This window comes from Anaerosalibacter massiliensis (genome assembly GCF_024623155.1).
Lineage (GTDB): Bacteria > Bacillota > Clostridia > Tissierellales > Sporanaerobacteraceae > Anaerosalibacter > Anaerosalibacter massiliensis.
The window spans coordinates 133,212-158,694 of sequence record NZ_JANJZL010000002.1; the positions used below are offsets into that span (position 1 = coordinate 133,212).

Consider the following 25,483-nt stretch of genomic DNA (forward strand, 5'->3'; position numbering starts at 1 on the left):
ACCTCCTATATTTCTATTATTGCTTCGCCGCTAGAACGGGATTTTCTGTTTATCTCTGATGCAACTTTTTCAGCCAAGGTGTCTTCTCCAATTTTTACTATTATCGTTGTATCTCCACCTTCTGTATTCTGTGCACTTCCTAAGATAGCTGAGCTTATAGTGTTAGCTAAATTATCACTATTGCTAGAATTTTGTACACCTTCTAAGGATCCTGCTGTCATATTTACAGCTGCACTTACTTCGTATATGTTATCTTCTATACCATCAGCTAACATGCCCATTAAGTTTGGCATCCATTTGTCCGCCTCTGCTCCTGGTCCTTTTTTAGCGGGTGAATGGAAACCTAGAAAGTCAGAAACTGTGCTTGCTACACTACTTACAGCATCTTTCACTTTACGTCTCATTGAGTGTATTCCATCAGTAAAGTTGCTGATTAAATTTTTTCCCCAATTCTTAGCATTTTTAACTACACCGTTTATATCTTTATCAGCAGCTTTAAATGGAGACATCATGGCATTTATTAGATTCCTTCTCGTGCTAGATATGCCACTTTTGATTTGCCCCCATTTATTTGTAACAGACGTTTTTAAGCTTGAAACCTTACTACTAATTCCTTCTTTAGCCTTGCCGATAGGATTTGTCATAAAGTCAGCTATTTTGTTCCATATATTCTTTGAGGACTCTTTTAAACTACTAAAGAATCCTACAACTTTATTTACTAAGTTTCCAGTTGTATCTGTAACTTTCTTAAACATACCTCCAAAACATCCATCTATTCCATCCATTAAATCGGGGACGATACTGTGTCCGACTAAAACGTCATAGAGCCATTCAAAGGGGGCAACTACAGCTTTTACAAATTTTTTAACTCCTTTTTTTACATCATCAAATGTTACACCCATGTGCCTTAATGCAGCAATTATGCCCATAACTGCTATAACAGCCAAGCCCATTGGAGATGTTATAGCGGTCATAGCTATTTTAAAACCAGTTACAGCAATTTTAGCTACTCCTAATACGCCTGTATATATTGCTAATACTGCATTTTTAGCAAGAATTGCACCTTTAACTATTCCAAAAGCGATAGCCATATCTTTTAAGACTGTTATTATAGTATCTAATACAGGCTTACCATCACCTAATAACCAATCTATTAGCTCTGTGAATATATCTAATAAGTATCCAATTGCATCCATAAGTCCAGCAACGGCCGGTCCAGCTATTTCTATAAACCCATGTGCAAGAGGCATTATAAGTTCATTTATTACATATCCAGCTAATTCAAGAACTTTAGAAGCAAGTTTTAAAAATCCCTTGAATAAGTGTTCTCCGCCATGGTCCCAAACCCAAACTAGTTTTTCTCCTAAATGGTCAAGGACACCTAATATGTTTCTTAGAGTATCTAAAAACACTCTCGCTAAAGTGTCTCCAACTTCGCCCCATACTTCTCTAAATGCTCCTGTCAATCTATTTACTAGTTCTAAAATATGATTTATTATATTTTGTATATGTTGCATAATAGCATTACCAATTCCAGCTGTATTCCAGGCAGTTTCAAAAGATCTTGCTATATCGCCAATGACTCCAACTATATTCGTTAATATTTCTAGTATATTTGCCATTATTTCTTTACCTGTACCATTGTTCCATGCATTCCGCCAACTATTTCCTATACTTTCTATTAGATGTAAAATATTTATCAACATATTATGAAATTCCTGTATTAATTGAGTTCCTCTTTCATTTTCGTCCCATGCTTCTCTTGTTGCCCTTGCAGTATCACCGATTATATTAAATATAAGTTGTAATATTCTCAGCATACTTTCCAACAATTCTTGCCCAGTACCATTTGTCCAAACTTCTAACCAACTTGCACCTATTGATTTTACTAATTCTTTTATTTCACCAAATGCATACTTCATTGCATCTATTGTTGCTTGTCCCTCATTTTCCCAAGCAAGTTTAAAGGGTTCAAATATTTTAGACATGATTTCTTTAAACTTATCTATTCCAGTCATGTCGATAGCAGACATGTCTGGCATTGTCATTTCAAAACCAGGCGCACCGCCGCCACCTCCACCAGGGGAAGGAATATCAGGAATATCATCAGCTCCAGTGCCTTTGTCTTTTCCTAAATCTAGCTGGTTGATTTCATCAAGAGGAGCCAAGGCTTTCTTAGCTTCTTCGCCTGCTTTCTTGGCTGCTTTCCCAGCCTTCTTGGCTTTCTTGCCTGTTTTTTCTGTTGCTTTACCAACTCCGCCTATGCTTTTCATAGCTTGATTCATGCCTTTTGCTGCATTAAATGATTGTTTGTATGTCTTACCAAACAACGCCGATATTGCAGTTGCTATATAAGTTGTTACAACCGCTATTCCATGCATAAGAGCATTTAACGCAGGTAATACAAACTCAAAAATAGGCTGAAAGGCTACTATTAAATTAGTTCTAATTTGATTTAAAGAAGCGACAAATTGTGCGTTTGTTTGCATTGCTGCCCACATATAATCCATTACTCCTCTAATCCCTTTCATAATTACATTGTAGATAAATAGTCTTCTTAAAATAGATTTAAAGGATCTATTTATTACAGATGCAAGACCGTTAGCTTTAGAACTAGTATTTTTCATTTCATTGCCAAAAAGCCTAGTTTTCAAAGACGCCTTTTCAGCACTATTGCCAGCTTCATCATTCTTTCTCCCGAAAAAGCCTAGCTTTCTACCAGAACTTTCTGTTTCATTTCCCAGTTGTGTTATTTCTTGTTTCAAAGTTGAAGCTTTTGATTCTAACCCTGCTAACTGTTTTTCTTGCTTTGATATAGCAGCATCATACTTTGAACTTGAAATCTGGCCTTCATTATCTCCAGAGTATTGTTTACCATATGACAGTCTTTCAATAGCATCTTTAGTTTTATTAATTTGATCTTCAGTTTCCTTTAATTCAGATTTTAACTGTTTTATGCCTTTTGCTGCTTGATTTCCTGACTCAGCTCCTACTTGTCCAAAATTCCTAATATCATTAGTCGTCTTATCTACTGATTCCCTAGCAAAAATATTTATTCTTCTAAACATACTTAAGAGTTTATTTTCTGTTTGACTTGTATCAACCTCCAGAGGTTTATTTAGTTCTGCTAATTCATCCATTGATTCTTTTATAGAGTTAGTAAGATTAGTTATGTCTTTTTTTACAAAGTCATTTAATCCCTTCACAAGCCCATCTATAGAGTTTTTAAATCCTGCTGTTAAGTCGCTGCCGCTAATAACTTTATCTAACTTTTCCATTTCTTTAGATATAGAAGCATCAGAAAATTCCACATCTAATTCTATCGTACCAACAGCAGTAACACCATCTGCCATCTTCTCACCACCTTTCAGGCATAAGAAAAGCAACTACTATAAAATAGTAGTTGCTTCATTCTGCTCTCTTACATATGATTATTTATAATTCTTCTTAGTTCTTCAGGGTTAGATATTCCTTTGTATAGATATCCATCTCCCGCAGTAGTTATTTTTACATCTCCATAATTAAAAATCCTACCCCAAAAAGGCTTATCTACCCTTACACTCTGTATCTGGTTAATCGGGCTATTTTGAGTACTTTTATTTAGTATGCCCACCTTGCCATATACCATATCTCCATCAACTTCAATTTTCGTTGTAAGGATTCGTAGAAGCTGTCTAGTGAATGTATACACACCAACTATCAATCCTATCAAGATAAAATGAGGAACAAGACTTAACCAACTTGGACTAAATACATGTCTTTCGTGCATAAAATAACCCCTTTTCTTTGATTATTTTAATTTTACGGTTACCGCACCTTTAGAAGCAGTTCCTACTCCACTATAAACCTTTAAGGAATATGATTCTACATCTTTAGGTACTTCAAATACAAAAACTCCAGTCCTGCTCATGCCTGGGTTACATTCTTCTAAAAATAAATTTTTGTCATCTAATATCATCATTAAATCTGCGTTTGTTAAGGTTTCAAATTCTCTATCTTTATCATCTATAATTTTAAACATTGTTGATGAAAACATCCTTGATTTCTCATCATTATTAGTTAATTCTGCAGTTACAACTATAAACTTTCCTTCAGTTTTAACACTGTCTATAAATTCATTATCACTGGTAAACTCTTCTTTTTCTTCTGCTTCTAATATCTTTGCTCCTAGTTTACCAGTTTCAAAAGAATCGCCTACCTTGTATACTTCTTCCTCTTTTTTCTTATCTTTCTTATCTTTTTTGTCCTTTTTATCTCCTGCTTTTTCACTTTGATTTACTTCAGCAGATTTAGTATTATCTTCATCAGACCCTCCACCAAGGCCAGCAATAGCAATTATAATTACAATTAGCCAAAACCACCATCTTTTCAGTAGTGGTTTCTTTTCTTTTTTGTTTTCCATAGAAATTTCCCCCTTTGTATAGTATGTAATTACCATAATCATACTATACAAAATTTATAATTGCCAGTTAGTTTTTACCAAAAGCATTTTTACACATATCTTGAAACATCTGTATTTGGCTTTCTGCCTCTTTTTTACCCATTGTGACTAATTTCTTCACTTTTCTATTTCTCCATTTATCTCTAACTCTATGTTGCTCTTTTGTGAAGTGTTTTAACATATCCTTGTCATTTTCACTTCTGATAGATATAACCTGCCCTAGAGGTGTTTTTTGCATTATCCCAGCCAATAATGTTGTAAATTCTCCCCAGGACATGTCTGGTTCATTCCTAAGCCTTATTCCATATTGAGTAGCAAAGGAGGCTTCAATTAGCCCCCAATCTTCGTATAAATCGAACCATACTTCACTATGCCCAGTACTACATCCCTGCCGATTCACGAAATCGTTTCTCCGCTACTTCGTACTCCTCACCAGTTATTGCAGCCATAATTGCTATCATGATTGATTGATAGCTTACTATAGATAGATTCATATCATTTATTTCTTTAGCTGCTTTTTCACCCAATACAAGTGCTATAAATTCGTCTATAGCTTCTATGTCGTTTATGTCAGAGTTTTGCATCTTTCGATTAAGTTTTAAAATAGTATTCTTTCTATCGTCTATTTCATATATTTTGTCCTTTGCTAATTTTAATTTAGGCCTTTCATTTGTTAACTTTGCAGATATATCAATTGTTTTACTCATTATTCACCATCTCCCCCTATTCCTTCTATTGCTTTATTAACCTTATCTACCCAGGCTTTATGTGTTTGTGGTTGAAAAACAAACTCTACCACTTCCCCTGCTTTAACTTTATGCAAAGAATACCCTACAGCTGCTTCTATAGTTCTACCCTCTGCCCTAGCAACCTTTCCATCACCTATACTAACCAAGAGAACACCTGCTGGGATATCATCAAAAGCTTCAGCTTTCCACTTCTTATTATTACCTATAGCAATTTTTACTTCTTCACCTTTTACAACATCTTTTCTGGAATAAAAGTCAGGTATTTCACCTTCTTTTGTTAACCTTAAATATATTTTATCTTCATCATCCCCGGCTGTTTTAGTAAGACATATTAATCTATTCTCAGGAATGTTTTCTTTTATTATCGCATTAATCATGTTTATATCATCCTTTCTTATCCTTCTACAGGTGGTGTTCCAGATTCGCTATATTTAGGCTTGCCATCACTTAATACATCAAACTCTAAGTTAGCTACATCTGTACTATCTCCTGCTCCTGGATTACTAACATCTACTATGCAATCAAAGCTTAAAGTAGATCCATCTGGAAAAGCAACTTCAAACTTACTAGAGCAATCTAAGCCACTTTTCCAAGCTGTAGAAGCTACATAGTCATTACCAGGATCTCCTATATGCCTTTTACCATTTAAACTAAGTGTGAATCCTTTCCCAGTCATTAATCTTCTTTGCCATCCCTCAGTGTCCATTGGAGTCCATTCTTCTGTATTTCCATCTATAGATATAGAAAAGGACTCTAAATCTTTTATGATCTTCATATCTTCCTCAGCACTTGCCCTGCCTTTAGTCCCTATCTTAAAATCAATATTAAAAACAGGGAATACACCACTTGTTACTGTTGCCATATTCTCACTACCTCCCATCAATTTTATTGGAATTTCATCATTCTTTGTTTCTTCGCTGTTCTTTATATCTTCTCTATCCTTCAATTCTTATCACTACCTTTCAACTATCATCTCCAAGTCAATTACATATTCATAAATACCAGAATCATCTACCCCAAGGTAGACAGGTTCTGGATCTCTCATATTAAATTTAATTATTCTTTTTCCCGCTATCTCTACGCCAGTCAATCCATATAGAGTGTTGTAAACTTCCTGGGCCTTTAATTCACTTTCCTTAACATTTTTATTCCAATGTATCAATATCCTAATACCTTTACCTCTATAACTACTATTCTGAGGTCCACCAATAGCCATAGGATTAACAAAAGCCCTGCCATTATAAATTACTATAGCTTTTTCATCTGTTGTCCTAAGTCCACCAACATACCAGGTAGGACAATCTATCTTAGTTTTTAACCAATCTTTGAAATCACTTATAGTCATTTAATCACCCCACCTGAATTTTCTTTTAAAAATTTACCGTAAGTCTTGGCTAGCAAATGTTTTTTATCTCCATGGATAAATGGATCTAACCATCTACCCTGGGCATTAGGATTTTTATCTGTTCTAAAATTGTATTCAGGATGATAAAATAGTTTTCTAGCATAAGGTCCAGGATAACTTATATAACCCTTATTTTCTTCTACTCCTACTACTGCAGATTCTTCAAGATTACCAGTTTCCTTAGGTACTACTTGCATATTATTTATCTCAGTTTTCGTAGCTTCCATGGTTAAGGGCAAGGCTTTTACTGCTCCTTCTTTCATCATTTTTATAGCCTTGGGATTAAGTTTAAGTTTTGCCTTAACTTTCATATTACATCAAGTCCAATTCTGTTGAATATATAGTCCCATCTGGATTGCGGGGTTTTCTACTTCTATAGATAGACCTTTTTATACCATCAACGATTACATAACCTTTTATTGGCTGTCCTGGATAAATGTCATCTTTAAATAAAGCTTTGCCAGTTAGCTCTACTACTTGTTTTTGTTCATTAAGTGTGGTCCTAGACCTTTCACTAAAATTACATTTACCATCAAATATTAATGTATTGGTTACACCATCTTCACCAGGTACCTCTGCGTATACTTTTATAGGTGTAACTAGACACCAATCAGGAAATGGAAGTTTCATAACTATAACCTCCTAACTGTAAGGCCAGTTTGAGCTAAGTAGTCTAGTACCTTTTTGTCTGCTATTATTCCACCTGCACCTTGGTTACTTTTATCAAAAGATAAACTTACATCACCAATACTAAAGCCGTCCAAAGGGCTACTTAAATATTCTCCATAATTGTCTAGGAAGTCTGTTTGATGACATACCGCTTTTTTGATTAACTCTTGCTGGTATTCTGTGAGGTTATTGAATCCTCTTTTTCTAATTCTTCCATAGGTTAATCTATCTATCTGGTCAGATGATTCTTCTAGTAATTTCTTAGCTGTTACTTCGTCTAAGGACCCACCAAATGTATTTTTATAATATTCATAATCTACATAAGCCAAATAACTCACTCCTTAAAATCAAAGAGAGAGAGCTATTTGCCCTCTCCTTTTTTCTTCCCTTTCTTTTTATCATCTTTCTTTAATTTCTCAATTTCTTTCTTTAGCTTTTCGTTCTCTTTTTCTAACTCCACTATTTTCTTATCTTCTTTGGTCTCTACTTTTTCATATATTAATTTGCCTTCTTCTAACTTAGCTATTTTATAACCCATATTAATATACTTTTGCTTTTCATCTTCTGTTATTTTATATTCCCTATTAGCCTTTATTGCAAGTAACATGCTTATTACCTCCTATCCTTCTACATCAGCAACATCTGCATTTATTGCTATTGCATCTTTCTTAGCTTTAATTACGAATAAATCTGTATACATTCTATTTTGATATAAATATCCAAAAGCACTATCAGGAGTTTGTCCTTTATTCCACAAGTAAACATCTGCTACTTTTACAGGTGCTAGTATACCAGATGTATGGTATAACATCATATTTATCTGCTTAGATCCTTCTCCTGGTTTAAATCCATCTGCAAAGTCATATACAGTTTTCATCCTATCAGATGGTACTGTAACTATAGTTACTTCATCTAAAGACCTTACATTTCTATTAATACTATTTGCTCCACCTGAAATATCTAAGGTTCTTTGAATCTTTTCTGCATTTTTTAGCATGGTATAGACTGGTGGTGTAACTTTCAACATTCTTCCAGATTGAGGTACTGCTGCCTCATCCATATCTTCCATCATCTTATCGAATACCTGCAGTATATTAGCCTCTGTTAAGGTTTCAGTATTTACTACTCCACCATTGGCCACAAATTCAGAGTAAAGTTTAGAATACCTAAAGCTATCTAGCTCTGGTATAGCCTGTTCTTGGTTAAATACTGCTGTAATGTTAGCTGCCGATAATACTTGATTTGTTTCGTCTACATCCATCTCATCTACAAAGAACTCAATATCTCTATCATGAGTTAAAGAAAATGCTTGATAAGTATTACCTACTGCTCCCCTATTCTTAGATCCATCCCTAGCATGATCTCTATATCCACTTAGTGTTACAGTTGCTACTCTAATAGTTTGTGCATCTATAAAATTAAATCTTCTATTTGCTGCCATATCGGCAGATGTTAACTCTCTTTCAAATTGCTGTTCTATTTGCCTTTCAAATCTTTCGGCATAATTAATACTCATTAATAATCATCCTTTCTTTATTATTCTTCGGTGTTTCCAAATGCAGCTGCTATTGCATCATCCATTGCCTGGACATTGTTAGGCGGTTCATTGCCTATCTTCTGGAATCCATTTTGTTGTTGCTGTTCTCCTTCTTGCTTTTCTTCTTTAAATAAAAAAGATTTACTTTCCTGCAATGATTGTATTTGTTCATCCAAACCTATAACCTTTCCATCATCAATTACTACTTTTTCTTTATCTACTAATCCAGCTACTAGTTCTTCATCATGAACCTTGCCATTTATGGCCAGTTTAATGGCGTTAGATAATTGAAGGCCTTTTAACTCCTTCTCATAATCTTCTTTAGCTGTCCTATTTTCCTCCTGCAATGTTTCAATCTGCTTTTGCAATCCTTCTGCATCTATTTCCTTTAAATCTTCTAACTGTTTATCTCTAGTTGCAATATCCCCTTCAAGCTTTTTCTTAGTATCAGCTAAGGTATTGTATTGCTCCTTAGGCACTGCATGATTAGGAAACTCTTTATTGATATCTTTCATTAGTGCTTCTTGGTCTAATACTCCATCTTTTGTGTGTTTCTCAACTAACTTTAAAATCCAATCCATTTTCTATTACCTCCAATAGCATATTTATACAGGTTGCTCCCTGTTAGGAGTTGCGTTCAGTTATACCCAGAACCCTTAAAGTGGGTAACAAACAGTTTAAAGTCTTATTTAGGACAAAATAAAAAAGCCCTATTTGGCTTTAATTGAAAACTTCTTTAACTTTTTAGGATCCTTAATCTCTACAGGCCGATATATTTCAAGCAGCTTACTAAGTATCTTTTCTTTGCAAATTTCAATGCCCTTATTGACATCAGATTTCTCTGGATCCATGCATATTGAATGTTCGACTAATATATAGCCATTTTGAAGCTTAACGCTCATGATGATTAGGTTCCCATAATCTAAATGTATAGCTTTTTCTGCTTTTTTGTATTCATTGGTTGCAAATTCTCTTTCAAAAACTAAATCTGGTTGAAACTTATGCCAGGCTTCAACTAAATCTCCATCGACATCTCTTAATACTTCATCGAGACCCTTCACATTTATTTATCTCCTTTCTTTTCAAGTAAATATAGAGTTACAATTGTTAAACATATAATCAATGTTACTTGTGTAGCTGTAGCCATATTAATCCCTCCATTTTTAAGCATAATAAAAGCACTCACTATTTTTATTTAGTAAGTGCTTAGTTATATTATCTTTTCACCTTTTTTATAGGCTTCTTTCGCTTCTCTTAATGTCATTTTATTTGGTCCTGTCGGTCCGTCTAATTTTTCTTTTGGTCCACTATTTTGGTAGTTACAATTGTCACAAATATCAAACATATCCACCTCGTTATTGCATACTGGACATTTCATAGACCTATACCTCCTTATTCTTAAATAATTCAACTTGCTCTTCCCAATACTTTAATTTTTCATTAGGTTTAAATAATGTTGAGATTTTACCATCAGCCCTACCTATAGCAAAATCATTAGTGCTTTTTCTATACTTAAATACAAAGTTTACATCACCTAAAAATCCCTCTACATCTTCACTTAACGGTTCAGCTAATAAATTCCTAGCTGTATTCAGATATTCTTCTGGAGTAATATCTCCATACTCCACTAAATGTTTTTCTATATGCTTATTAAATTTCTTTTCATTTGAAAACTCAGATTTTAACCATTCCTTACTACTTAGTATATCATTGTTTTCTACTTTTACAACAGAGATTTTATTTTGTTCTCTGCTATATGCTCTCCTTAATTGAGGATTTTCTTTTAAATGTTCCCTCATGATCTCTTGCCATTCTTTAGTCTTGCCTTTATACTTCTTTTGATTTTGTTTATCAATAGACCCTTCAGCTAATCTCTTATATTTCCTTATCTGTCTTTCAATATGCCTTTGTTGTTGCTCTCTTTTGTAATTTTCTTCTACACCTTCCATATCTGGCACCTTTGGCAATGTAGTTATTCCCGGGAAGTAAGTATTAAGATTATGCCTGCAATTTGGATGCATTAGACCCTTTTCCATAGCAGTACTTAGCAAAGGATAATCTCCATCCTCTTTACTTCCTCCACTGTATACATCATCAATAAGTACTTTCCCTTGCCAAGGCACACATAACTCACAAGCCGTAGCATGAGCAGATACCACAACTAAGGATAATCCCATTTCTTGCCTTTTCTTACCTTCACCCATCAAATAGGCTCTATGATTGGCTGTTCTAAGTGCCATTTCTGCATAAGAAGCTATATTAACTTTTTTACCATCACTATAAGTTATTGCATCTATGCCTTTCTCTAAAAAATCCCCAATAGCCATATCTATAGCTTTATCTAATCCGACACTTCCTGTATTATAGTTAACCTGTGCTTTAAATATAGTTTGTCTATATATATCATCCATACGCCTTAATACTGCCGAATTAGCTTTATTAAAATCCTTTTCAACTGTTTCCATAAGTGCATTAAACTTATTATCGTTAGTTCTAAAAAAGACCTCATCCCTAGGTGTAGGGGCTTCTTGCCATATTCTTACGTTCTCTATTACTTCCTCTACCATATCTTTCATAGGTTCACTTTCTACAGGGGGTGTTATTGGCTCTAAATCCCCTGGTAATCTAACAAAGACATTATCTACATATTCATTTTTTATTTCTTTTATAAATTCATTTACATTGTTCTGGGACTCCTCATAAGTTTCTACTAATGTATGATGAATTACTTCTTCTATAGGTTTGCTATATTCACCTATAATTTCTATATTCTCTCTTCTAAATCTTTCTAAATCTCTTAATTTAGCAGATTGCCATTGTTCAAACTTAAAGCCTTGCTTAAGCTCTTCCTCCTCATGCCTAGATAAATTTCTTTTCATAGATCTAATTAATTCTAGTTCCATCTCCATGAAAATAGTTCTTATATCATAATTCTTTTTATTCTTCATCTTCTGTCACTTCTTCGCCTTCGTTGCTTTCATCATCTTCTAAATCCTCTTGTTTCCCTTTATTAAATCTATCTACCCATGCAGCGGGTTCATCTATTACTTTGTCGCCTTCTCTAATTCTTTTAACTTCTAAAGCTTTTTCTTCTTCTGTCCAAGTATCTCCATATAACTCCTCAATAGCTTGCTCTAAGCTCATAATGCCCATGGCCTTAGCCTGTCCTACTACTTCCGCCACACTACCAAAATCAGGGCTTGCATATTCTCCAAAGGATACAGTTACATTTTCCTCATATTCTCCTGGAGATTGTTTTTTCATATTGTCATATACTTTTAATGTTGTATCTACCAGTAAAGGAATTACTTCATTTAATACATCAATTATCTTTCCTCTTGTATATAAAGTAGTCTTCTCCTTTTCTCTTTGAGCTTCTGCATTATCAGTTTTCTTTAAATCTATCCCTAACGTCGCTGGCGATATGATCCCTTGTAAACACATATCCAAGGTGCTTGCATAGCTTTCAACAAAAGCAGTATAATTTATATCTGCTTGTATCTGGTCTATTACATCAGGTTGCTGTTCCTTCATTGAAGAACTTATTTTAATGAATTGATTATCAAATGGATTTGGCCTCATAGCTGCACCTGTATCAGGATTTCTAGGCACTAAATCTTCAGGAATATAATTCTTGACCCTTCCTGCTCTTATTGCGTCTATCCATTGGGATATAACTTCATCTAATGCGTCAAAGTTATCACTCTTACGTTCAAATATAGAATTTCCTCTGTTCTCAAACTTAGGAGATTTAAAGAACTTCATAGGTACTGCCATTATAAAATCACCTGTAAATGTAACTTTAGTTAAATGGGCTATTTCTGGCACTTTGGATAATGGCACTTCTTTATCGTGCTTATTGTATAACTTATAGTCTATAAAGTCTTTACCGTATATTTCTTCTAACCTATAGGTTTCTTTTTCATGAGTATAGTAAGCATAAAATACTACCTCCTGGAGCCTACCTCTTTTATATCTATAATCCACATCTGAGCCGCTAAAGAATTCTATTATTGGATATTCTGTTGTTTCTGTATCTACACTTAGTTTGAAAGCTCCATCACCATCTATAAGAGTATCTTTTATAGCTTCTCCTAGGACTTTATCAGTAAACTTATTGTCTAGTGCTATATCGTCCCATAGTTCTTGTTCTGTTAACTCTATGCTATCTAAATCAGAAATTACAATATCAGCCAACTTATCTACTATCTCACCAGGTAAACCACTATGAAACTTCCTTATGCTTGAATCAGCAGATGGTACTGCTGCCCAAAACCTTGACTTTCCCACATCATCTGTAGCAATTTGTTTAAAAAACTGGTCCAGTTCTGATGGATCTCCCCTATACCAGATTCTATTTCTTAATACTGTTCCCGCATGACTTAATGGCTCTTTGATGGATATTTGGTTGTCCGTTGCTGGCACTATGTTTAGTAGTTTTGCTACCATTCCTTGTATCACCTCTTTCAATCCCATATTTAAAACCTCCTATAACTTTTGGCTCAAAGCATTTATTTCTATCATTTTTATCATATATCTACCAAGAATACTTTCTAAGTCTTTTTCTGTATCTTCGCCATTATTTTCTCTTTCCTCTAATGCTAAAATCTCATCTATAATATCAGCACATTCTCTAAATAAATCTCTTATCTTAATTAAGTCTTTATCTCCCATTGTTATCCTCCTATTCCTATTTTATTTCTAAATGGAATCCATCCATATTGCGATGCATTAATTGTATGATCATTCATGTCCTCTGGTTCATATTTATCCTCTTTCCAACTATAGCTTTCTAATTCTGCTATATGATTAACGCAATGGTCTAACACTATATAATCAGCTATAGGCTTCATCTCACTTACATTTATCCATCCTAATTGAAGATGGATTCTATCTATTATTTCTACTTTCTTATAAGCGTTTAAGAAGTTATAGACACATCCATGCTGCCTTTTATATTTCTTTAGCTCTGTGATAGTTGCTTGGTCTGCATTATCAATAAATACATCCCTAGCAAAACCCCACTTCTTTCTATTCCTCTCTAGAAAGGCTATTAGTCTTAGAGGAATATCACTAGGTGCTAATGGAGTCTCTAGATTAGCATTGTTGTATACTTCTTCATCCAGGATGATTAATTGACCTTTATCAGTTATACCTTGAAATATAAAGCTAATTGTATCAGGGCTTTCTTGGGAATAAGCTGTATCTACTCCACATGAGAAATGTACAAACTTCAATGGATCCTTCTTGTCAGCCATTCTCTTTTTAAGCCAATCTATAGACCTAACGTTATTCTTCCTGCTAAAGTTAGGGAATACCAATCCTGTAGCTCTGCCTCTAAGTCCTTGTATTTTATTCTTGTATAGTTTAGTACCTTTGGGTACGTTCATTATGATCTGCTCTTTCTTTTCTTTTGTTAATCCTAAATTATGATCAAAAGAAAAGAACCAATGTACCCATCCGGGCTTTGGTTCTTCATCTAGCATATTATTTAATTCTTGTGGTGCATCATTTTTATACTCAGGCAATGGTCTTGAATGATTAATATATTCTTTGTAGATTGGTAGATTTGGATCATCAGGGTTTAGTGTTCCCAATAAATAGTCGCATCTCATACTTATTTCTCTTACATAGTCCATATCAGCTATATTAATCTCGTCGATATATACACAGCCATATTGACCGCCTAAAGCCTTCTTCCATCTAGTCTTATTATCATAGCCTAGTACATAGATTATCCTTTCTCCTTGTGGTGTTTTATATATTATATGAGGTAAAGAATGCTGACCTTTACCGCTTGCGTTATATTCTACTAATGGACCAAATATATCAATAATGCCTAAGTCTTTATTTATTATATTCTTTTCTATGGTTCCTAAATCTAAGCCACTAAGTACATGCAACTTCTTAGAACTATCAGCAACTTTAAACATAAACTTGGGAATTCCTACTGTAGTTTTGCCTGCAAAAGTAGTCCCTTCTAAAAATTCTACTGGTGCATTATATTTAAGGAAAGCTTTGTATTTCTCTGATAGCAATAATTGCTCGCTCATGTTATCAATCTTCCTTTAGTTGGTCCAAGATAGAGTCTAGTTTTTCTGTTCCTGTATCTATATTTCCATCTACGCTAACATCTCTCTTATCTCTCCATTGTTCTGGTTTCCTATTTTTAAGCCAAAATATCTGTGCTGTAGTATCTGGAACTACTTCTTTCTTAACTTTCTTTGTCGTCACCATTTCGTATACTGGAAACCCATGTAAATCAGTCATAGGTTTACCTTTAACATCTTTCTTTAGAGCTCTTTCTTGAGTTATTTCTTCGTACTCATAACCTAATGCTCTTTTTAATAGTGCATTTTCAACTTGTCTGTCTATTACATCTTTTCCCCTTTTTAAGGCCTCGGCTATCTCGGGATATTTCTTTTGCCAATCGTATAAAGTTGATGGATGTATTCCTATTTCATTAGCTATTTCTTCATTTATAAGCCCGTCTCTAGCCCATCCTTCTATTTTTATTAATCCTTCTTCTGTTATCCAATCTTTATATGTTGTATTTCTTCGTTTTTTCTTCGCCATATCACCACCTCATTCGTTTGTTTTGTATCTGAAGAGGAAATTCTTCTTTATTCTACGTTATCCCCACTTAACCTGTCTTATTCTCCTACCCTGTCTCCTATAACTATCATGTTGCATCAACCTCTCAACCCTATCTCCTAATTCAACCTTCTTCTTTCTACATATCTTTTGTAATCTTCTATATGTATCTATGTCTTTATATTTTATAATTTCTCTAATGGTCATTTAATCACCTACTTTAAAACTAAATTCTAGTGTTTTATTTTTACAATAGGGACATTTATTTTCCCCTGCATATCCTCCGCCTTTATATATGATTTATTAAGTGTTCCCACTTAGGTTTTTCTAGCTTATATCCACATTTACATTTTGCTATTTCCATACTTGTTTCTCACCTCATTTTAAATATGTAAAAAGGACATACCCTGTGCAGTAAGGTATGCCCTTTCAGGAGGTCTATTCTAAAGTAGTAATAGCCCTTAATACATTATATATCCTTGCTCTATTAAGTTCCTGTAGCTTATATTTCTTCCTAATATCATATTAACACTTATAAAGCGGACATAGTGGACAACTTTACTTTAAATATCTTTCAGCTACTTTTCTTACACTATCAGCAGTATTATTTCCTCCTATGTGTGCTGCTACCTGTCCCCAGGTTAGCCCATTTATATATCTTAGGCTTATTATCTGCCTTATTAGGCTATCATCTATGCTCTCTATAAAATCATTCGTTTCTTCTACTAGATCTAATAACTCCTCTACCCTTATTTCTAGTTTTCTTTGTAACCTTCTAGTCTTACGATTATAGTCTTCTGTATCAATCCCTGTTATTTTTATACTATGTTCCACGTAAGGAAAATAAGGGCTAGACCCTCTTACTGAATCTGTCGTTATAGTATAATCTAAGTTCTCTATCTGCTCTTTTAACATTTTTATTTCATTTTTTAAATATCTTAGTTGCTTTAATTGTTTTTTATCCATGTCCTTAATCCTCCTAACCCTGATATATAATCCCATAAACGTGATATTTCTTCTCAAAATCTTCTTGTCCTATTTTGTGATACTCTGTATGATGTTCTCTACATAGGCACATCTTTCTATTTTCACTATCATCTACAGTCCTTCTACTCCTTCCCATGCCAATGGTATCAACATGATGTTCTTCTCCTGCTTTCCCGCATATACAACATTTCTTATGTTTTATACAGGACCATAAATATTTATCTATATCATCAGTCCTCTTTAAAGCTTCATCCGATAAAGGTATATCTTCTTTTAATATAAAATCTATAAGATACGTGATAAAGTCTCTTGCTACTGATATACTACAATCCGATAATGAAAAATAATCTATTCCTTTTTCCATACAGAAATTAAACTTTAGAAATTCTTTATAATATTCAGGCCAATCTCCTAAATAATTAGCTATATCTCTTATGGTTGCATATATTTTCTTTCTTTGGTCCGCTGTAATGGTTCTATTATCATCAATCCTTATTTCACTATTTATTACAGATTCATTTCTATATTTAGTAATCTTATGGCCAACCTGCTCTCCTGGAATATGAACTATAAGATCCGTTCCTTTTTCTGTTTCTCTAATACTTTTAATTTGTGAGAAGTAATTCATATATCTTCCCTCCTAATAAAAAAAGGACACCTCAACTATATTTCTATAGTCAAAGTGTCCGCTGGTGGTCCAGTAGGACTTATTTAGTTTTAACTATAACCTCTATATCTTCTAATTCATCTAAAAGTAAATTTATTCCATTATCTTTTTTATATACTTTTCTATTTTTATTAAATCCTCTAGTTCAAGCTTATTTATATTTTTACTAATATAAATTTTTAGCTCCGCCGTCTTTTTTATTTTTTCTATTTTAGCATTGTATGTTTCCTCATCTGGATAGGCTTCATCAATAAATCCACCTATAGAATCGGATATTCCAGTTTTTTTGTCAAAGCGTTGCTTGTAGTCATTTTGCGAATCTTTTCTCTTAGCATAAAAGCTTCTAGAATTAACACTTGTTACTACATATTCCGATAAATTTGGAGAAGTATTTATAAACATATCGCTTTGCTCTACATATATAATTTGACCTTTCTTTACTGGAAACTTCATCTAATACACCTTCTTTCTGTCTGCTATATTACATTGCATGTTTAAATTCCCTTGGTGATTTTTAATCTCTATATTAAAATAATCTAATTTCCCTTGATTATCTACTAAATTAAGCACCTGCTCTATATAAGAGTTTATCTGGTATATTAGCATTTCTTTTTTATTTTCTTCCATAGCTGTCCTCCTTAACAATCTCTATGTCTCCTTCATCTATAAAGTATGACAATACCTCATCTATATCATCATCTGTTCCAGCATATTCACCACCTATAAAAAAAACTGTAACCCCTATAGATTCTACTTTTTTGTCACTTTCCAATTCATCTAATAAATCTAAAGTATCTAAAAACTCATCTTCATATATTTCGCCTTTATATTTATATTTCATGCTCACCCTCCTATTTTCTTTTATGGCTTCTTTTTATCCTCACTAATGTTATTGCTATAGCTAGTCCAATTAAAATCCCTGCTGCCTTCATACCTTTCTCCTATTGCCTATTCTCTCTATTTGATAAAGTAAACATAGCTAAAGCAAAACTAAACATAACCGCACATGTTAAAATTAAATAAAATAATATCATTCTATATCCTCCTTAACTAACTAGCTTATATAACTTTTCTTTTGTCCTTGCTGGTATCATTTCTCCTATACTGCACATATTTCTTTCTTCTTCATATATTTCTATAGCTTTATTTCTGTATTCTTTAAATAACTTTATATTGCCGTCTAAGTATGCAACTATACCCCTAGCACAATATTCTATTGATAGCATTTCTTTATACCTCCATCTTCTTTGCTTCTTACCCAATCCTCAAAACCATAGTAACCACAGTTATGACAAATAAATATTTTTCTTATATATTCAGGCTTCTCAGCTGGTATAAATTCATCATATTCTATATTTGTTGAACCGCACCATTTACACTTTTTCATTTTTCTATCCCCTCCAGGTAATCTAATATGATTCCGTTTCTTGATTTTAACTGTTTACAATTACACTCAAATTCATTTAACGGTATACTTCCAAACCCTCTTTTCCCTCTATTCTCTTTATACCTTTGCCAGTACCAATCTAAGGTTATCCAATCTAGCCTATATACTGCATTTAATTTTTTAAAATGTATTAATAAAAAGGTTACTCCTCCATGCTTGTACCAGTTTTTCATAAATCTTATTTGATGTGCCTGGATATTGCTAAGAGGGAATCTTGTTTCTTCCTTAGTTTCTTTTGCATCAAATGCTATAGGTATTGATTTATATACTCCTATATAGTCTAGTGTACTCTTTTCTTCATAGTATGCCGATACTATTCTTTTTCCTTTCCTAATAGGCTTCATAGGTGTTGCTATTTTCTGTACTAAAGCTATTCCTTTTCTTTTATATGTTAGATTAGCTAAATTTATTACTTCTTCGAATCCATCTCCTTTGTGATAACCCAAGATTTTCACCCTTTCTTTTTGCAATTTCTATAGCTTCTTTCACGCTTACATTCTCATCAAAATATATTTTAACTACTTCTTTAGCTATAGCTAATTTTTCTTCCTTAGTCATCTTTCTCACCTTCTACTAATTCAGGTATTCTGATTGGTAGTAATATAACTTGCTGCCCTCCATTTTCAACAATAAGCGGATTCAATGAACTTTTAGGCCAATATACTTTTAAGTATTTTCCCTCAAACACTTTCAGCATTTCATCTACATACCTTTTGTTAAATGCTACTTTTCTACCATATGCCTTTAAGATTACCGCTTCATCCAGCAGCGGACTAGATGATTTAATTGTTTGAAAATACAGACTTTCTATAAATTCATCCACTTCAATTTTAAAAACAGTGTTACTTTTTCCGTTTTTAATGACTTCATCTAGGTTTATTGTTTGCCAACCCTTTAATTTAGCATTTTCATTGAAGTCTTGTCTTATATCCCATTTTACAAATGTATTTTTCAATCCTTCAGGTATTTCATCACATTTTACTATTATGCCTCTGCAACCATCCGTTGCAATTAGCCGTTCTTCTTCTATTTTTACATGATTTAATGTCTCTCTTTCTTCGTCTATGGCACAAAAATATGAAGCTTTTATAAATGAATCTCTAAACTTATCTCTTGTTAGTTCATTGTCTAATTCATCAAATCTTTTACTTGCTAATTGTTTTTCTAACTCCTCAATCTTATTTTCTATGTCATAGCCTATATTTTCTAATCTATATTTATCACTCTCTAAACAATCTATTTGATACGCTAAGCTCTCTATTTCATCTTGTATATCTTCATATTCCGCTTCATTGTCTTCAAGTTCTTGTCTTAATTTCTTTATTTCAAGCTTTATCTCTTCTTTATACATTTTTGAACCTCCTTTATGACCTTTTCCGCATATCTAAATTGCTGCTTTATATATCCATCTTCAATGTTTCCACCGCTCACTAGCCAGTCACCTATTCTTTTATCTATGTCTACTAAAACTACATGAGGTAGCAGATAACTATACTTAAATAAATCTTCCATACTGTTTATTGAAATATTCAATTTTCCTTCACCCTTTCTTTATACCTCTGTACACGCTTTTTGGACATCTAACATAATCTATAGTAGGCACCAAATATACCTTATTCAGGAGGTGTAACTATGGGTAGACATTGTAACAATTCTAATGATTCACTACTATTCTTCTTCTTACTATTAGTAGTAATATTCTGTAACTGTGATAATTGGTGTTAAGTTAATATATTGAGCCGGGGATTGTTCCTCGGCTTTTTTATATCTCTTCTGCTTTACATTCACCTGTTGCAAAATCTGCCTTTAGAAAACATTCCTTAAATCCTTCTCTATGCTGTAGAATATAAAATTCTTTTTCTTCTGCTATGCATGTCCCTTTAAATTTTGTTCCCTTTCCACCTTTTCCTTTCCCAAATGTTGTGATCTCGTATTTCTTGCCTATTTCCATGATATTCCTCCTAGAATTGATTTTGCTCTCTCATTTTTCTTAAAGCTTCCTCTCTTTTCCTTTCAGCAATAGCTTCTAAATCATCAGCACTATACTTGTCCGTTCTTTGCTCAAAATTATGAAATCTAGTTTTTTTAGGTTTGTTATATTGTTTATTTTGATATTGATGTTTCTGTTGTTTTCGTTGCTTTTCAATCTCTTTTTCTCTTCTCAAAGCTTCTAGATCATCTATAGTTAAGATGTTATCGTCTTTCCAGTTTCTTAAAATACCTAACACGTATGGGACGTTTCTACTTTTATTCCCTGCTGCTATCTTTATCGCTTCGCCAAACATTTTTATATCAAATATTTTTGAATACTCATTTATTTCGTCTATCAAGATTGGAGGTATTACTCCTATATTTTCTTCTAAAAGCCTTACGATATTTTTTAGATTTTCGTCGTACATACATACATTATTCTTATCATTCTTTACATTCTTGTTTGTGTTTTTTCGTAGTTCTTTTGAAGTTCCTTCATGGTTTTTCTCTAGTTCTTCTATGGTTTTTTGTTGGTCTTTTTCTGGTTTTTCTATGGTTTCCTCACTCTGGTAAAGTTCGTATTTTACTATCTTTATAGTGGTCTTTTTTGAATCTGGCACCTTTATAATCATACTTTCACTTTCTAATAGATTTAAAAAATTTCTTACTTTAGTTTTTGACCAATTCCAACGATCCATAAGCTTCAGTTCAGAAGTAATAAAACTACCTCTTTTAATTTTTATTAATTCATTCCCTAATAAAAACTTGTTATCTTTATGATTGGCCATCATTATCATGTCAACCCATGCTTCAAATTTGCTAAATGTTCTTTTTTCTTGAAATAACCAATGCTCTTGAATACTTCTATGAAGTTTTATCCATCCTTTATCCATCTAATCACCTACTTATTTAAGACCAGGAGCTAAAGCTCCTAGTCTAAAATGGTACTTCTTCATCCCATGGAAGCTCTTCTTCATTTACTTCCTCTATTCCATCTACCTTTGACCCTTTACCACTACTTTCTTTTTTAGCTCTATTCAAAACCATGCTTGCCGCTTTCTTTACTACTTCTTGCTTTGCTCTTTCTGCTAACCATCTTATATAGCCTTCATCAGTTGAATATATTTCCTTTATTGTTTTTCCTCTATGCTTGCCAAAGTTAATTTTCATGTTTTCTGCATCATCTATAGTTAAAGTTTCTATTCTTTCAGATTGCTCAAATTGAACCATGTCCTCTAAATCCTGTGTAAATATATCTGATAGACTTCCTACTGTTAGTGCTGCATCTACTTGTGCTCTCTTTTTAGCCATTTTTAAGCATGTATTTCCTAGCATGAATATATCTTGTTTATCACTTGTATATTTCTTCTCTTTACTATTGCAATGACCTAATCCTTGAGTTATTACTTGTCCACCTTTTGTTAAAATACATCTGATTGTATAAGCAAAGAACCCTTCTTCATAGTCTTGAATCTTTTCTATAATTTCATATTCGCTGCTTAAGCCTAATAACATTAGTATTTTTTCTGCTCCTGGTTTAAGTAAGCTTGGCTTATTTGCTCCAAAGAAACTAGCTCCATAGTCATGTCCTTCTACTAATGATCCTTGTACTACCTTTTGAAATTGTTGTATTGTATTCATTGATTGCTGTACTCTATCTAATTTCAAACCTTCTATAACTGCTAAAGTATTGACTTCTTGATTTACCATTTCATTAGCCATTTATATCTCCCCTTTCACTAATCTACGTAAGGCTTAGTTAAAACAAATTCAAATGTTCTATCATTTTTTTGATTTATTTCATAATAGTGCTGATACCAATGTCTACCTTTAAAACTTTTGCTAACAACTCCTGGATATAGAAAGTTAAAGAATCTTTTCATAAAGTTTTGTTCATACTTTATATCTGAATTATTTTTTATAATAATCCTTTCAACTGTATCTCTATATTTTCCGCACTTTAATGTTTCAGTAACTACCTCAAAATTATAGTTTTTAAAAGTAACACTCATTTATTTCTCCTCCTCTGTGTTTTTCCTCAAATCAAATACCTCTAACTCTTTATTTATTTCAACTGCTAATAACTTAGCTCCACATCTACACTTTAAAAGTTGATTTTTCTTCATTTTTCCTACTTCTTTATAGCAACTAGGACATCTCATATTGCTATCCCTCTTGAATAGTCCTCTTTAAACTCTTTAACTTGAATTTCTACAATTCTTTTAAAAACTCTATATTCTAATTCAAACCTAATTTCTGTATGTTTCCTTAGTTCTCTTATGGACTCTTGAGCTTCTACAACTGCTGTTCTCATGTCTCTTTCATTTATTCCGTATATCCTATTAAGGATTAAAGTTAAAGCTTGTACAGGGACAATAGAGACCTCATCTTCAACAATTACTAAATTATCTTTACGTCCTTTCTTCATTGCTTCCTTATATGTCTGTTCTGTAATTAGTTCCCACTCTTTTACCCCTTCATTTCTATTTGTATAAGCTTTTAATTTTAAATAAAATATTTGTCCTTCTATTAAAAACTGATAGTATCTACTCCATTTAAGTTTAAAACTTCTGTGTCTACCCATGTTTAAATCCCTCCAAATGTGTTATAATAACACTAACCAAATATGTTATAATTAGTATTTTTAATTGTTGACCTTTTTCAGACTGCCATCTGAGAAGGTCTTTTTTCTCATTCTGTTACGTACAGCATCCTTATTTATGCCATACATTTCTCCTATTTCTCTATACGTCATACCTTGCTTTTGAAATCTCACCATATCAATCACATCTTTATTGTCATATACTTTTGTAGGTGATGTTTCTTCTATAACTGCAAAGGCTTGTTCAGGTGTTTTATTACTTAAAATTGCAATTGTTAAAGCTGCTATGTTGTACCTTAAATCAAATGTAGTTTCTATCACTTGTCTACCTCCTCTCTTCCCATATCTATAGCTAAAAGAACCAAATAAGTTAATCCTAAAATAAAAGCTATTGTGGGACTCAAAGGGCTAGCTACAAAGTTGGCCATTATTTCACCTCCCAATCAATATCTTTAACATTGTTTAAGTCTGTTAAATCCTTGCCCTTATAATCCTCCACAAAGGTTATTAATTCATACCTAGATACCTTTAGTCTCCCTAGCTTAAGTGGTGTAAGTAATCCTGTTCTAAATAAGTCATACACCTTATTGTTATTAACCTTTAATATTTCAGCTACCTCTGGAACTGTGAAAAGTAAATCTTCACTCATATTTAACCCTCCTTATTTTTAAGTTCATTTAGCAACTCATCATATATATAGATTTGTTGCTCTGGTGGATAATCTGCAATTCTATTTGCAACTATATCTACCAATCCTTCTGCTAATAATTTTTGGGTATATTCTGGATCTGGCATATGAACTATTACATTTATTTTTTGTCTAGCCATATAATCACCTCAATAAAATATATGTTGAAACCTGTTTGTACTATTCAGCTTGTTAATTTCTGTCCTACATCACTTTCTCTAAATCCATTTCTTTAAATTTATTTATAAAGTAAACTTGCCCCTTAACAGTAACTTTGGGTGTCTTAGATATACTTATATGTCCATCACTGTGGGTTATTGATGTTTCTTTTACTTCAAATAGTCCTAAGTCCATAGCTTTTTGAGTTGGCATATTGTAATCTGTTCCTTTTCTTTTTATTAGATAACCATTATTTCTTAACCACGAAAATAATCTATTCTGCCCTGTATCTATACCATTTTGTCTTAGTAACTTAGCTAGTTCACCTACTAGAATGGTTGTATGTGAAGCTGTTACTGCTTCAGCAAATAACACTTTTGGCTTGTCCTCTTCTATTTTAGATTCAAGTTGAACAATGTTATTTTTATACTCCAATATTTGCATATCTGCCATTTTTAATGCTCTTGCCATTATTGCTTCTGGACTATTCCATTTCTTTTCTAACTCTATGAAATATTGTCTTGCAATCTTCCCTTTTTCTGTTTTCTGCAACATTGCTAATTCCTTTGCCATATCTATTGTTATTTCATAATCTGTTGCTTCATAATTTCTGCCATTAGCATGTGTAGTTTTTATTACATATGCTCTAAAGTCATGATTTTCAATAAATCCATATTCTTTATACTTGTTAAACCATAAATCAAACCTTGTATATGGTCTGTCTAAAAACTCCCATAAATCCCTAGCACTTAATGTCTGCCTATCTCCTTTGTAATTAACTTTTATTAAATCATTCATCTTTAGTCCTCCTTTAATAAATCAATGCAGATTTCTTCTATTTCAAGCAAAGCATTGAATAGTTTTATCTTTTTTTCATTTGGAAGTTTATCAAAATTATCTTTGTTATCCTCCCAGAACTTTCTAGCATCCGTAATAAAAATTCCATGCTTTTCTATGAAGGAATATATCCTTTCAACATTCTTTAAAATTAAATACGAATAATCAATATTGTTTTTGGACGCTTGCAACTTATTATCCATTTTCTTTTGTTCCTCCTTGTCTAATATGGTAAAATATTCTTGAGCCTGAATTCATTTTCCTTAAAAACATGAATATTAGTAGCGAAAGGAGTAAGTCATATGAAGTGGTGCCATATACCAATTGTTATTTTCTTTTATAAATTTATTTTTAATCTTAATGCTTACATAAAATCAAAATATTATTTTGAAAAATATAAACAATGGCTTATTAAACCAAATGAGTCTCTATTAACACATGAAGAATCAATTAAAAAACTCTTCAACTTAGCAGGCATCAAAGATTCTAGTCGCCCATATATTGAACAAATCACTAATATGCACATATACGAAAGCCGTATATCAGTCATGAACAACATGTTTGTTAGAAGAGCTGATGTACAGCATACGATAATTGGAATGTTTCAAGCTTGCATTGGTATATTTCGTAGTCGTATATTAGAATCATTTAGTCTCTTTTATTGGGTAGACATTTTTTTGTTTTTTCCTAAAAACATCCTCAATTATTTGAATCTTGATCCTGAAAAAGC

44 protein-coding genes are annotated in these 25,483 nt (G+C 32.8%); all 44 read right to left on the bottom strand.

The genetic code is table 11. From position 1 onward, the window contains the following. Positions 1-5: 5 nt before the first annotated feature. Positions 6-3,353, bottom strand: a complete 3,348-nt coding sequence (locus NSA23_RS03530) for a hypothetical protein (RefSeq protein WP_257490150.1) — start codon at positions 3,351-3,353, stop codon at positions 6-8. Positions 3,354-3,421: 68 nt separating this feature from the next. Beyond that, on the bottom strand, positions 3,422-3,769 hold the full coding sequence (locus tag NSA23_RS03535) for a PH domain-containing protein (protein WP_257490151.1): 348 nt from the start codon (positions 3,767-3,769) through the stop codon (positions 3,422-3,424). Between the two features lie 21 nt (positions 3,770-3,790). Then, positions 3,791-4,402 carry a DUF4352 domain-containing protein gene (locus NSA23_RS03540; RefSeq protein ID WP_257490154.1) on the bottom strand — a complete coding sequence of 204 codons (612 nt, stop codon included), beginning with the start codon at positions 4,400-4,402 and terminating at the stop codon, positions 3,791-3,793. Between the two features lie 67 nt (positions 4,403-4,469). After that, positions 4,470-4,841 (bottom strand): Gp15 family bacteriophage protein, encoded by a 372-nt coding sequence (locus NSA23_RS03545; protein ID WP_257490156.1) that lies wholly within the window; start codon positions 4,839-4,841, stop codon positions 4,470-4,472. Beyond that, the gene (locus NSA23_RS03550; RefSeq protein ID WP_257490159.1) at positions 4,822-5,148 is read right to left on the bottom strand and encodes a hypothetical protein; all 327 of its coding nucleotides are present in this window, start codon (positions 5,146-5,148) and stop codon (positions 4,822-4,824) included. Before NSA23_RS03550 ends, NSA23_RS03545 begins: the two co-directional genes overlap by 20 nt. After that, positions 5,148-5,567: a hypothetical protein gene (locus tag NSA23_RS03555; RefSeq protein WP_257490160.1), complete on the bottom strand. Its 420-nt coding sequence runs from the start codon at positions 5,565-5,567 to the stop codon at positions 5,148-5,150. Before NSA23_RS03555 ends, NSA23_RS03550 begins: the two co-directional genes overlap by 1 nt. A gap of 17 nt (positions 5,568-5,584) precedes the next feature. Further along, positions 5,585-6,136 carry a phage tail tube protein gene (locus NSA23_RS03560; protein ID WP_257490161.1) on the bottom strand — a complete coding sequence of 184 codons (552 nt, stop codon included), beginning with the start codon at positions 6,134-6,136 and terminating at the stop codon, positions 5,585-5,587. A gap of 9 nt (positions 6,137-6,145) precedes the next feature. Next, positions 6,146-6,535, bottom strand: coding sequence for a minor capsid protein (locus NSA23_RS03565; protein ID WP_257490162.1), 390 nt, complete (start codon positions 6,533-6,535; stop codon positions 6,146-6,148). Further along, positions 6,532-6,906: a minor capsid protein gene (locus NSA23_RS03570; RefSeq protein WP_257490163.1), complete on the bottom strand. Its 375-nt coding sequence runs from the start codon at positions 6,904-6,906 to the stop codon at positions 6,532-6,534. The genes NSA23_RS03565 and NSA23_RS03570 overlap by 4 nt, the downstream gene beginning before the upstream one ends. A 1-nt stretch (position 6,907) precedes the next feature. Beyond that, positions 6,908-7,225 (bottom strand): hypothetical protein, encoded by a 318-nt coding sequence (locus NSA23_RS03575; protein WP_257490164.1) that lies wholly within the window; start codon positions 7,223-7,225, stop codon positions 6,908-6,910. Positions 7,226-7,227: 2 nt separating this feature from the next. Then, the gene (locus tag NSA23_RS03580) at positions 7,228-7,593 is read right to left on the bottom strand and encodes a head-tail connector protein (RefSeq protein WP_257490165.1); all 366 of its coding nucleotides are present in this window, start codon (positions 7,591-7,593) and stop codon (positions 7,228-7,230) included. 32 nt (positions 7,594-7,625) lie between these two features. Then, the gene (locus NSA23_RS03585; protein WP_257490166.1) at positions 7,626-7,871 is read right to left on the bottom strand and encodes a hypothetical protein; all 246 of its coding nucleotides are present in this window, start codon (positions 7,869-7,871) and stop codon (positions 7,626-7,628) included. Between the two features lie 12 nt (positions 7,872-7,883). Beyond that, positions 7,884-8,780 carry a hypothetical protein gene (locus NSA23_RS03590; RefSeq protein ID WP_257490167.1) on the bottom strand — a complete coding sequence of 299 codons (897 nt, stop codon included), beginning with the start codon at positions 8,778-8,780 and terminating at the stop codon, positions 7,884-7,886. Positions 8,781-8,800: 20 nt separating this feature from the next. Next, complete coding sequence (locus NSA23_RS03595) at positions 8,801-9,382, bottom strand: phage scaffolding protein (RefSeq protein ID WP_257490168.1); 582 nt, start codon at positions 9,380-9,382, stop codon at positions 8,801-8,803. 129 nt (positions 9,383-9,511) lie between these two features. Next, positions 9,512-9,862: a Gp49 family protein gene (locus NSA23_RS03600; protein ID WP_257490169.1), complete on the bottom strand. Its 351-nt coding sequence runs from the start codon at positions 9,860-9,862 to the stop codon at positions 9,512-9,514. 149 nt (positions 9,863-10,011) lie between these two features. After that, positions 10,012-10,179 carry a CPCC family cysteine-rich protein gene (locus NSA23_RS03605; RefSeq protein WP_257490170.1) on the bottom strand — a complete coding sequence of 56 codons (168 nt, stop codon included), beginning with the start codon at positions 10,177-10,179 and terminating at the stop codon, positions 10,012-10,014. Between the two features lie 4 nt (positions 10,180-10,183). Further along, the gene (locus NSA23_RS03610; protein WP_257490171.1) at positions 10,184-11,749 is read right to left on the bottom strand and encodes a phage minor capsid protein; all 1,566 of its coding nucleotides are present in this window, start codon (positions 11,747-11,749) and stop codon (positions 10,184-10,186) included. Then, entirely contained in the window at positions 11,739-13,277 is a 1,539-nt protein-coding gene (locus NSA23_RS03615) for a hypothetical protein (protein WP_257490172.1), read from the bottom strand. Before NSA23_RS03615 ends, NSA23_RS03610 begins: the two co-directional genes overlap by 11 nt. 12 nt (positions 13,278-13,289) lie before the next feature. Further along, positions 13,290-13,475 carry a hypothetical protein gene (locus NSA23_RS03620; protein WP_257490173.1) on the bottom strand — a complete coding sequence of 62 codons (186 nt, stop codon included), beginning with the start codon at positions 13,473-13,475 and terminating at the stop codon, positions 13,290-13,292. Positions 13,476-13,477: 2 nt separating this feature from the next. Then, positions 13,478-14,854, bottom strand: a complete 1,377-nt coding sequence (locus tag NSA23_RS03625; protein ID WP_257490174.1) for a hypothetical protein — start codon at positions 14,852-14,854, stop codon at positions 13,478-13,480. Between the two features lie 4 nt (positions 14,855-14,858). Next, complete coding sequence (locus NSA23_RS03630) at positions 14,859-15,377, bottom strand: transposase (protein ID WP_257490175.1); 519 nt, start codon at positions 15,375-15,377, stop codon at positions 14,859-14,861. A 57-nt stretch (positions 15,378-15,434) separates the two neighbouring features. After that, positions 15,435-15,602 carry a hypothetical protein gene (locus NSA23_RS03635; RefSeq protein ID WP_257490176.1) on the bottom strand — a complete coding sequence of 56 codons (168 nt, stop codon included), beginning with the start codon at positions 15,600-15,602 and terminating at the stop codon, positions 15,435-15,437. Between the two features lie 351 nt (positions 15,603-15,953). Continuing rightward, positions 15,954-16,361 (bottom strand): hypothetical protein, encoded by a 408-nt coding sequence (locus tag NSA23_RS03640; RefSeq protein WP_257490177.1) that lies wholly within the window; start codon positions 16,359-16,361, stop codon positions 15,954-15,956. Between the two features lie 13 nt (positions 16,362-16,374). Then, positions 16,375-17,010 carry a putative HNHc nuclease gene (locus tag NSA23_RS03645; protein WP_257490178.1) on the bottom strand — a complete coding sequence of 212 codons (636 nt, stop codon included), beginning with the start codon at positions 17,008-17,010 and terminating at the stop codon, positions 16,375-16,377. Positions 17,011-17,142: 132 nt separating this feature from the next. Beyond that, positions 17,143-17,502, bottom strand: a complete 360-nt coding sequence (locus tag NSA23_RS03650; protein WP_257490179.1) for a beta barrel domain-containing protein — start codon at positions 17,500-17,502, stop codon at positions 17,143-17,145. Next, positions 17,503-17,676 (bottom strand): hypothetical protein, encoded by a 174-nt coding sequence (locus tag NSA23_RS03655; protein WP_257490180.1) that lies wholly within the window; start codon positions 17,674-17,676, stop codon positions 17,503-17,505. It lies immediately after the preceding gene. Next, on the bottom strand, positions 17,663-17,890 hold the full coding sequence (locus tag NSA23_RS03660; protein WP_257490181.1) for a hypothetical protein: 228 nt from the start codon (positions 17,888-17,890) through the stop codon (positions 17,663-17,665). Before NSA23_RS03660 ends, NSA23_RS03655 begins: the two co-directional genes overlap by 14 nt. A gap of 205 nt (positions 17,891-18,095) precedes the next feature. Next, entirely contained in the window at positions 18,096-18,275 is a 180-nt protein-coding gene (locus NSA23_RS03665; protein ID WP_257490182.1) for a hypothetical protein, read from the bottom strand. Continuing rightward, a complete protein-coding gene (locus NSA23_RS03670; protein WP_257490183.1) occupies positions 18,263-18,436 on the bottom strand; it encodes a hypothetical protein in 174 nt (57 codons plus the stop codon). The genes NSA23_RS03665 and NSA23_RS03670 overlap by 13 nt, the downstream gene beginning before the upstream one ends. Next, positions 18,433-18,942, bottom strand: a complete 510-nt coding sequence (locus tag NSA23_RS03675; RefSeq protein ID WP_257490184.1) for a Holliday junction resolvase RecU — start codon at positions 18,940-18,942, stop codon at positions 18,433-18,435. Before NSA23_RS03675 ends, NSA23_RS03670 begins: the two co-directional genes overlap by 4 nt. Then, a complete protein-coding gene (locus NSA23_RS03680; RefSeq protein WP_257490185.1) occupies positions 18,893-19,054 on the bottom strand; it encodes a hypothetical protein in 162 nt (53 codons plus the stop codon). Before NSA23_RS03680 ends, NSA23_RS03675 begins: the two co-directional genes overlap by 50 nt. Then, complete coding sequence (locus NSA23_RS03685) at positions 19,047-19,847, bottom strand: hypothetical protein (protein ID WP_257490186.1); 801 nt, start codon at positions 19,845-19,847, stop codon at positions 19,047-19,049. The genes NSA23_RS03680 and NSA23_RS03685 overlap by 8 nt, the downstream gene beginning before the upstream one ends. Next, positions 19,829-20,008, bottom strand: coding sequence for a DUF6877 family protein (locus NSA23_RS03690; protein WP_257490187.1), 180 nt, complete (start codon positions 20,006-20,008; stop codon positions 19,829-19,831). Before NSA23_RS03690 ends, NSA23_RS03685 begins: the two co-directional genes overlap by 19 nt. A 250-nt stretch (positions 20,009-20,258) precedes the next feature. Beyond that, positions 20,259-20,447 carry a hypothetical protein gene (locus tag NSA23_RS03695; RefSeq protein ID WP_257490188.1) on the bottom strand — a complete coding sequence of 63 codons (189 nt, stop codon included), beginning with the start codon at positions 20,445-20,447 and terminating at the stop codon, positions 20,259-20,261. 10 nt (positions 20,448-20,457) lie between these two features. Then, a complete protein-coding gene (locus NSA23_RS03700; protein WP_257490189.1) occupies positions 20,458-21,360 on the bottom strand; it encodes a DnaD domain-containing protein in 903 nt (300 codons plus the stop codon). Positions 21,361-21,403: 43 nt separating this feature from the next. Further along, the gene (locus NSA23_RS03705; RefSeq protein WP_257490190.1) at positions 21,404-22,189 is read right to left on the bottom strand and encodes an exodeoxyribonuclease X C-terminal domain-containing protein; all 786 of its coding nucleotides are present in this window, start codon (positions 22,187-22,189) and stop codon (positions 21,404-21,406) included. A 17-nt stretch (positions 22,190-22,206) separates the two neighbouring features. After that, positions 22,207-22,479, bottom strand: a complete 273-nt coding sequence (locus NSA23_RS03710; RefSeq protein WP_257490191.1) for a hypothetical protein — start codon at positions 22,477-22,479, stop codon at positions 22,207-22,209. Continuing rightward, positions 22,480-22,629, bottom strand: a complete 150-nt coding sequence (locus NSA23_RS03715) for a hypothetical protein (protein WP_257490192.1) — start codon at positions 22,627-22,629, stop codon at positions 22,480-22,482. It lies immediately after the preceding gene. Next, positions 22,626-23,051: a hypothetical protein gene (locus tag NSA23_RS03720; protein ID WP_257490193.1), complete on the bottom strand. Its 426-nt coding sequence runs from the start codon at positions 23,049-23,051 to the stop codon at positions 22,626-22,628. Before NSA23_RS03720 ends, NSA23_RS03715 begins: the two co-directional genes overlap by 4 nt. A 60-nt stretch (positions 23,052-23,111) precedes the next feature. After that, a complete protein-coding gene (locus NSA23_RS16595) occupies positions 23,112-23,390 on the bottom strand; it encodes a sigma factor-like helix-turn-helix DNA-binding protein (RefSeq protein ID WP_257490194.1) in 279 nt (92 codons plus the stop codon). Positions 23,391-23,496: 106 nt separating this feature from the next. Next, complete coding sequence (locus tag NSA23_RS03730; protein WP_257490195.1) at positions 23,497-23,718, bottom strand: helix-turn-helix domain-containing protein; 222 nt, start codon at positions 23,716-23,718, stop codon at positions 23,497-23,499. Positions 23,719-23,720: 2 nt separating this feature from the next. Beyond that, the gene (locus NSA23_RS03735; RefSeq protein WP_257490196.1) at positions 23,721-23,897 is read right to left on the bottom strand and encodes a hypothetical protein; all 177 of its coding nucleotides are present in this window, start codon (positions 23,895-23,897) and stop codon (positions 23,721-23,723) included. A gap of 64 nt (positions 23,898-23,961) precedes the next feature. Then, a complete protein-coding gene (locus tag NSA23_RS03740) occupies positions 23,962-24,714 on the bottom strand; it encodes a phage antirepressor KilAC domain-containing protein (RefSeq protein ID WP_257490197.1) in 753 nt (250 codons plus the stop codon). Between the two features lie 2 nt (positions 24,715-24,716). After that, complete coding sequence (locus tag NSA23_RS03745) at positions 24,717-24,956, bottom strand: hypothetical protein (RefSeq protein WP_257490198.1); 240 nt, start codon at positions 24,954-24,956, stop codon at positions 24,717-24,719. Positions 24,957-25,483: the final 527 nt, after the last annotated feature.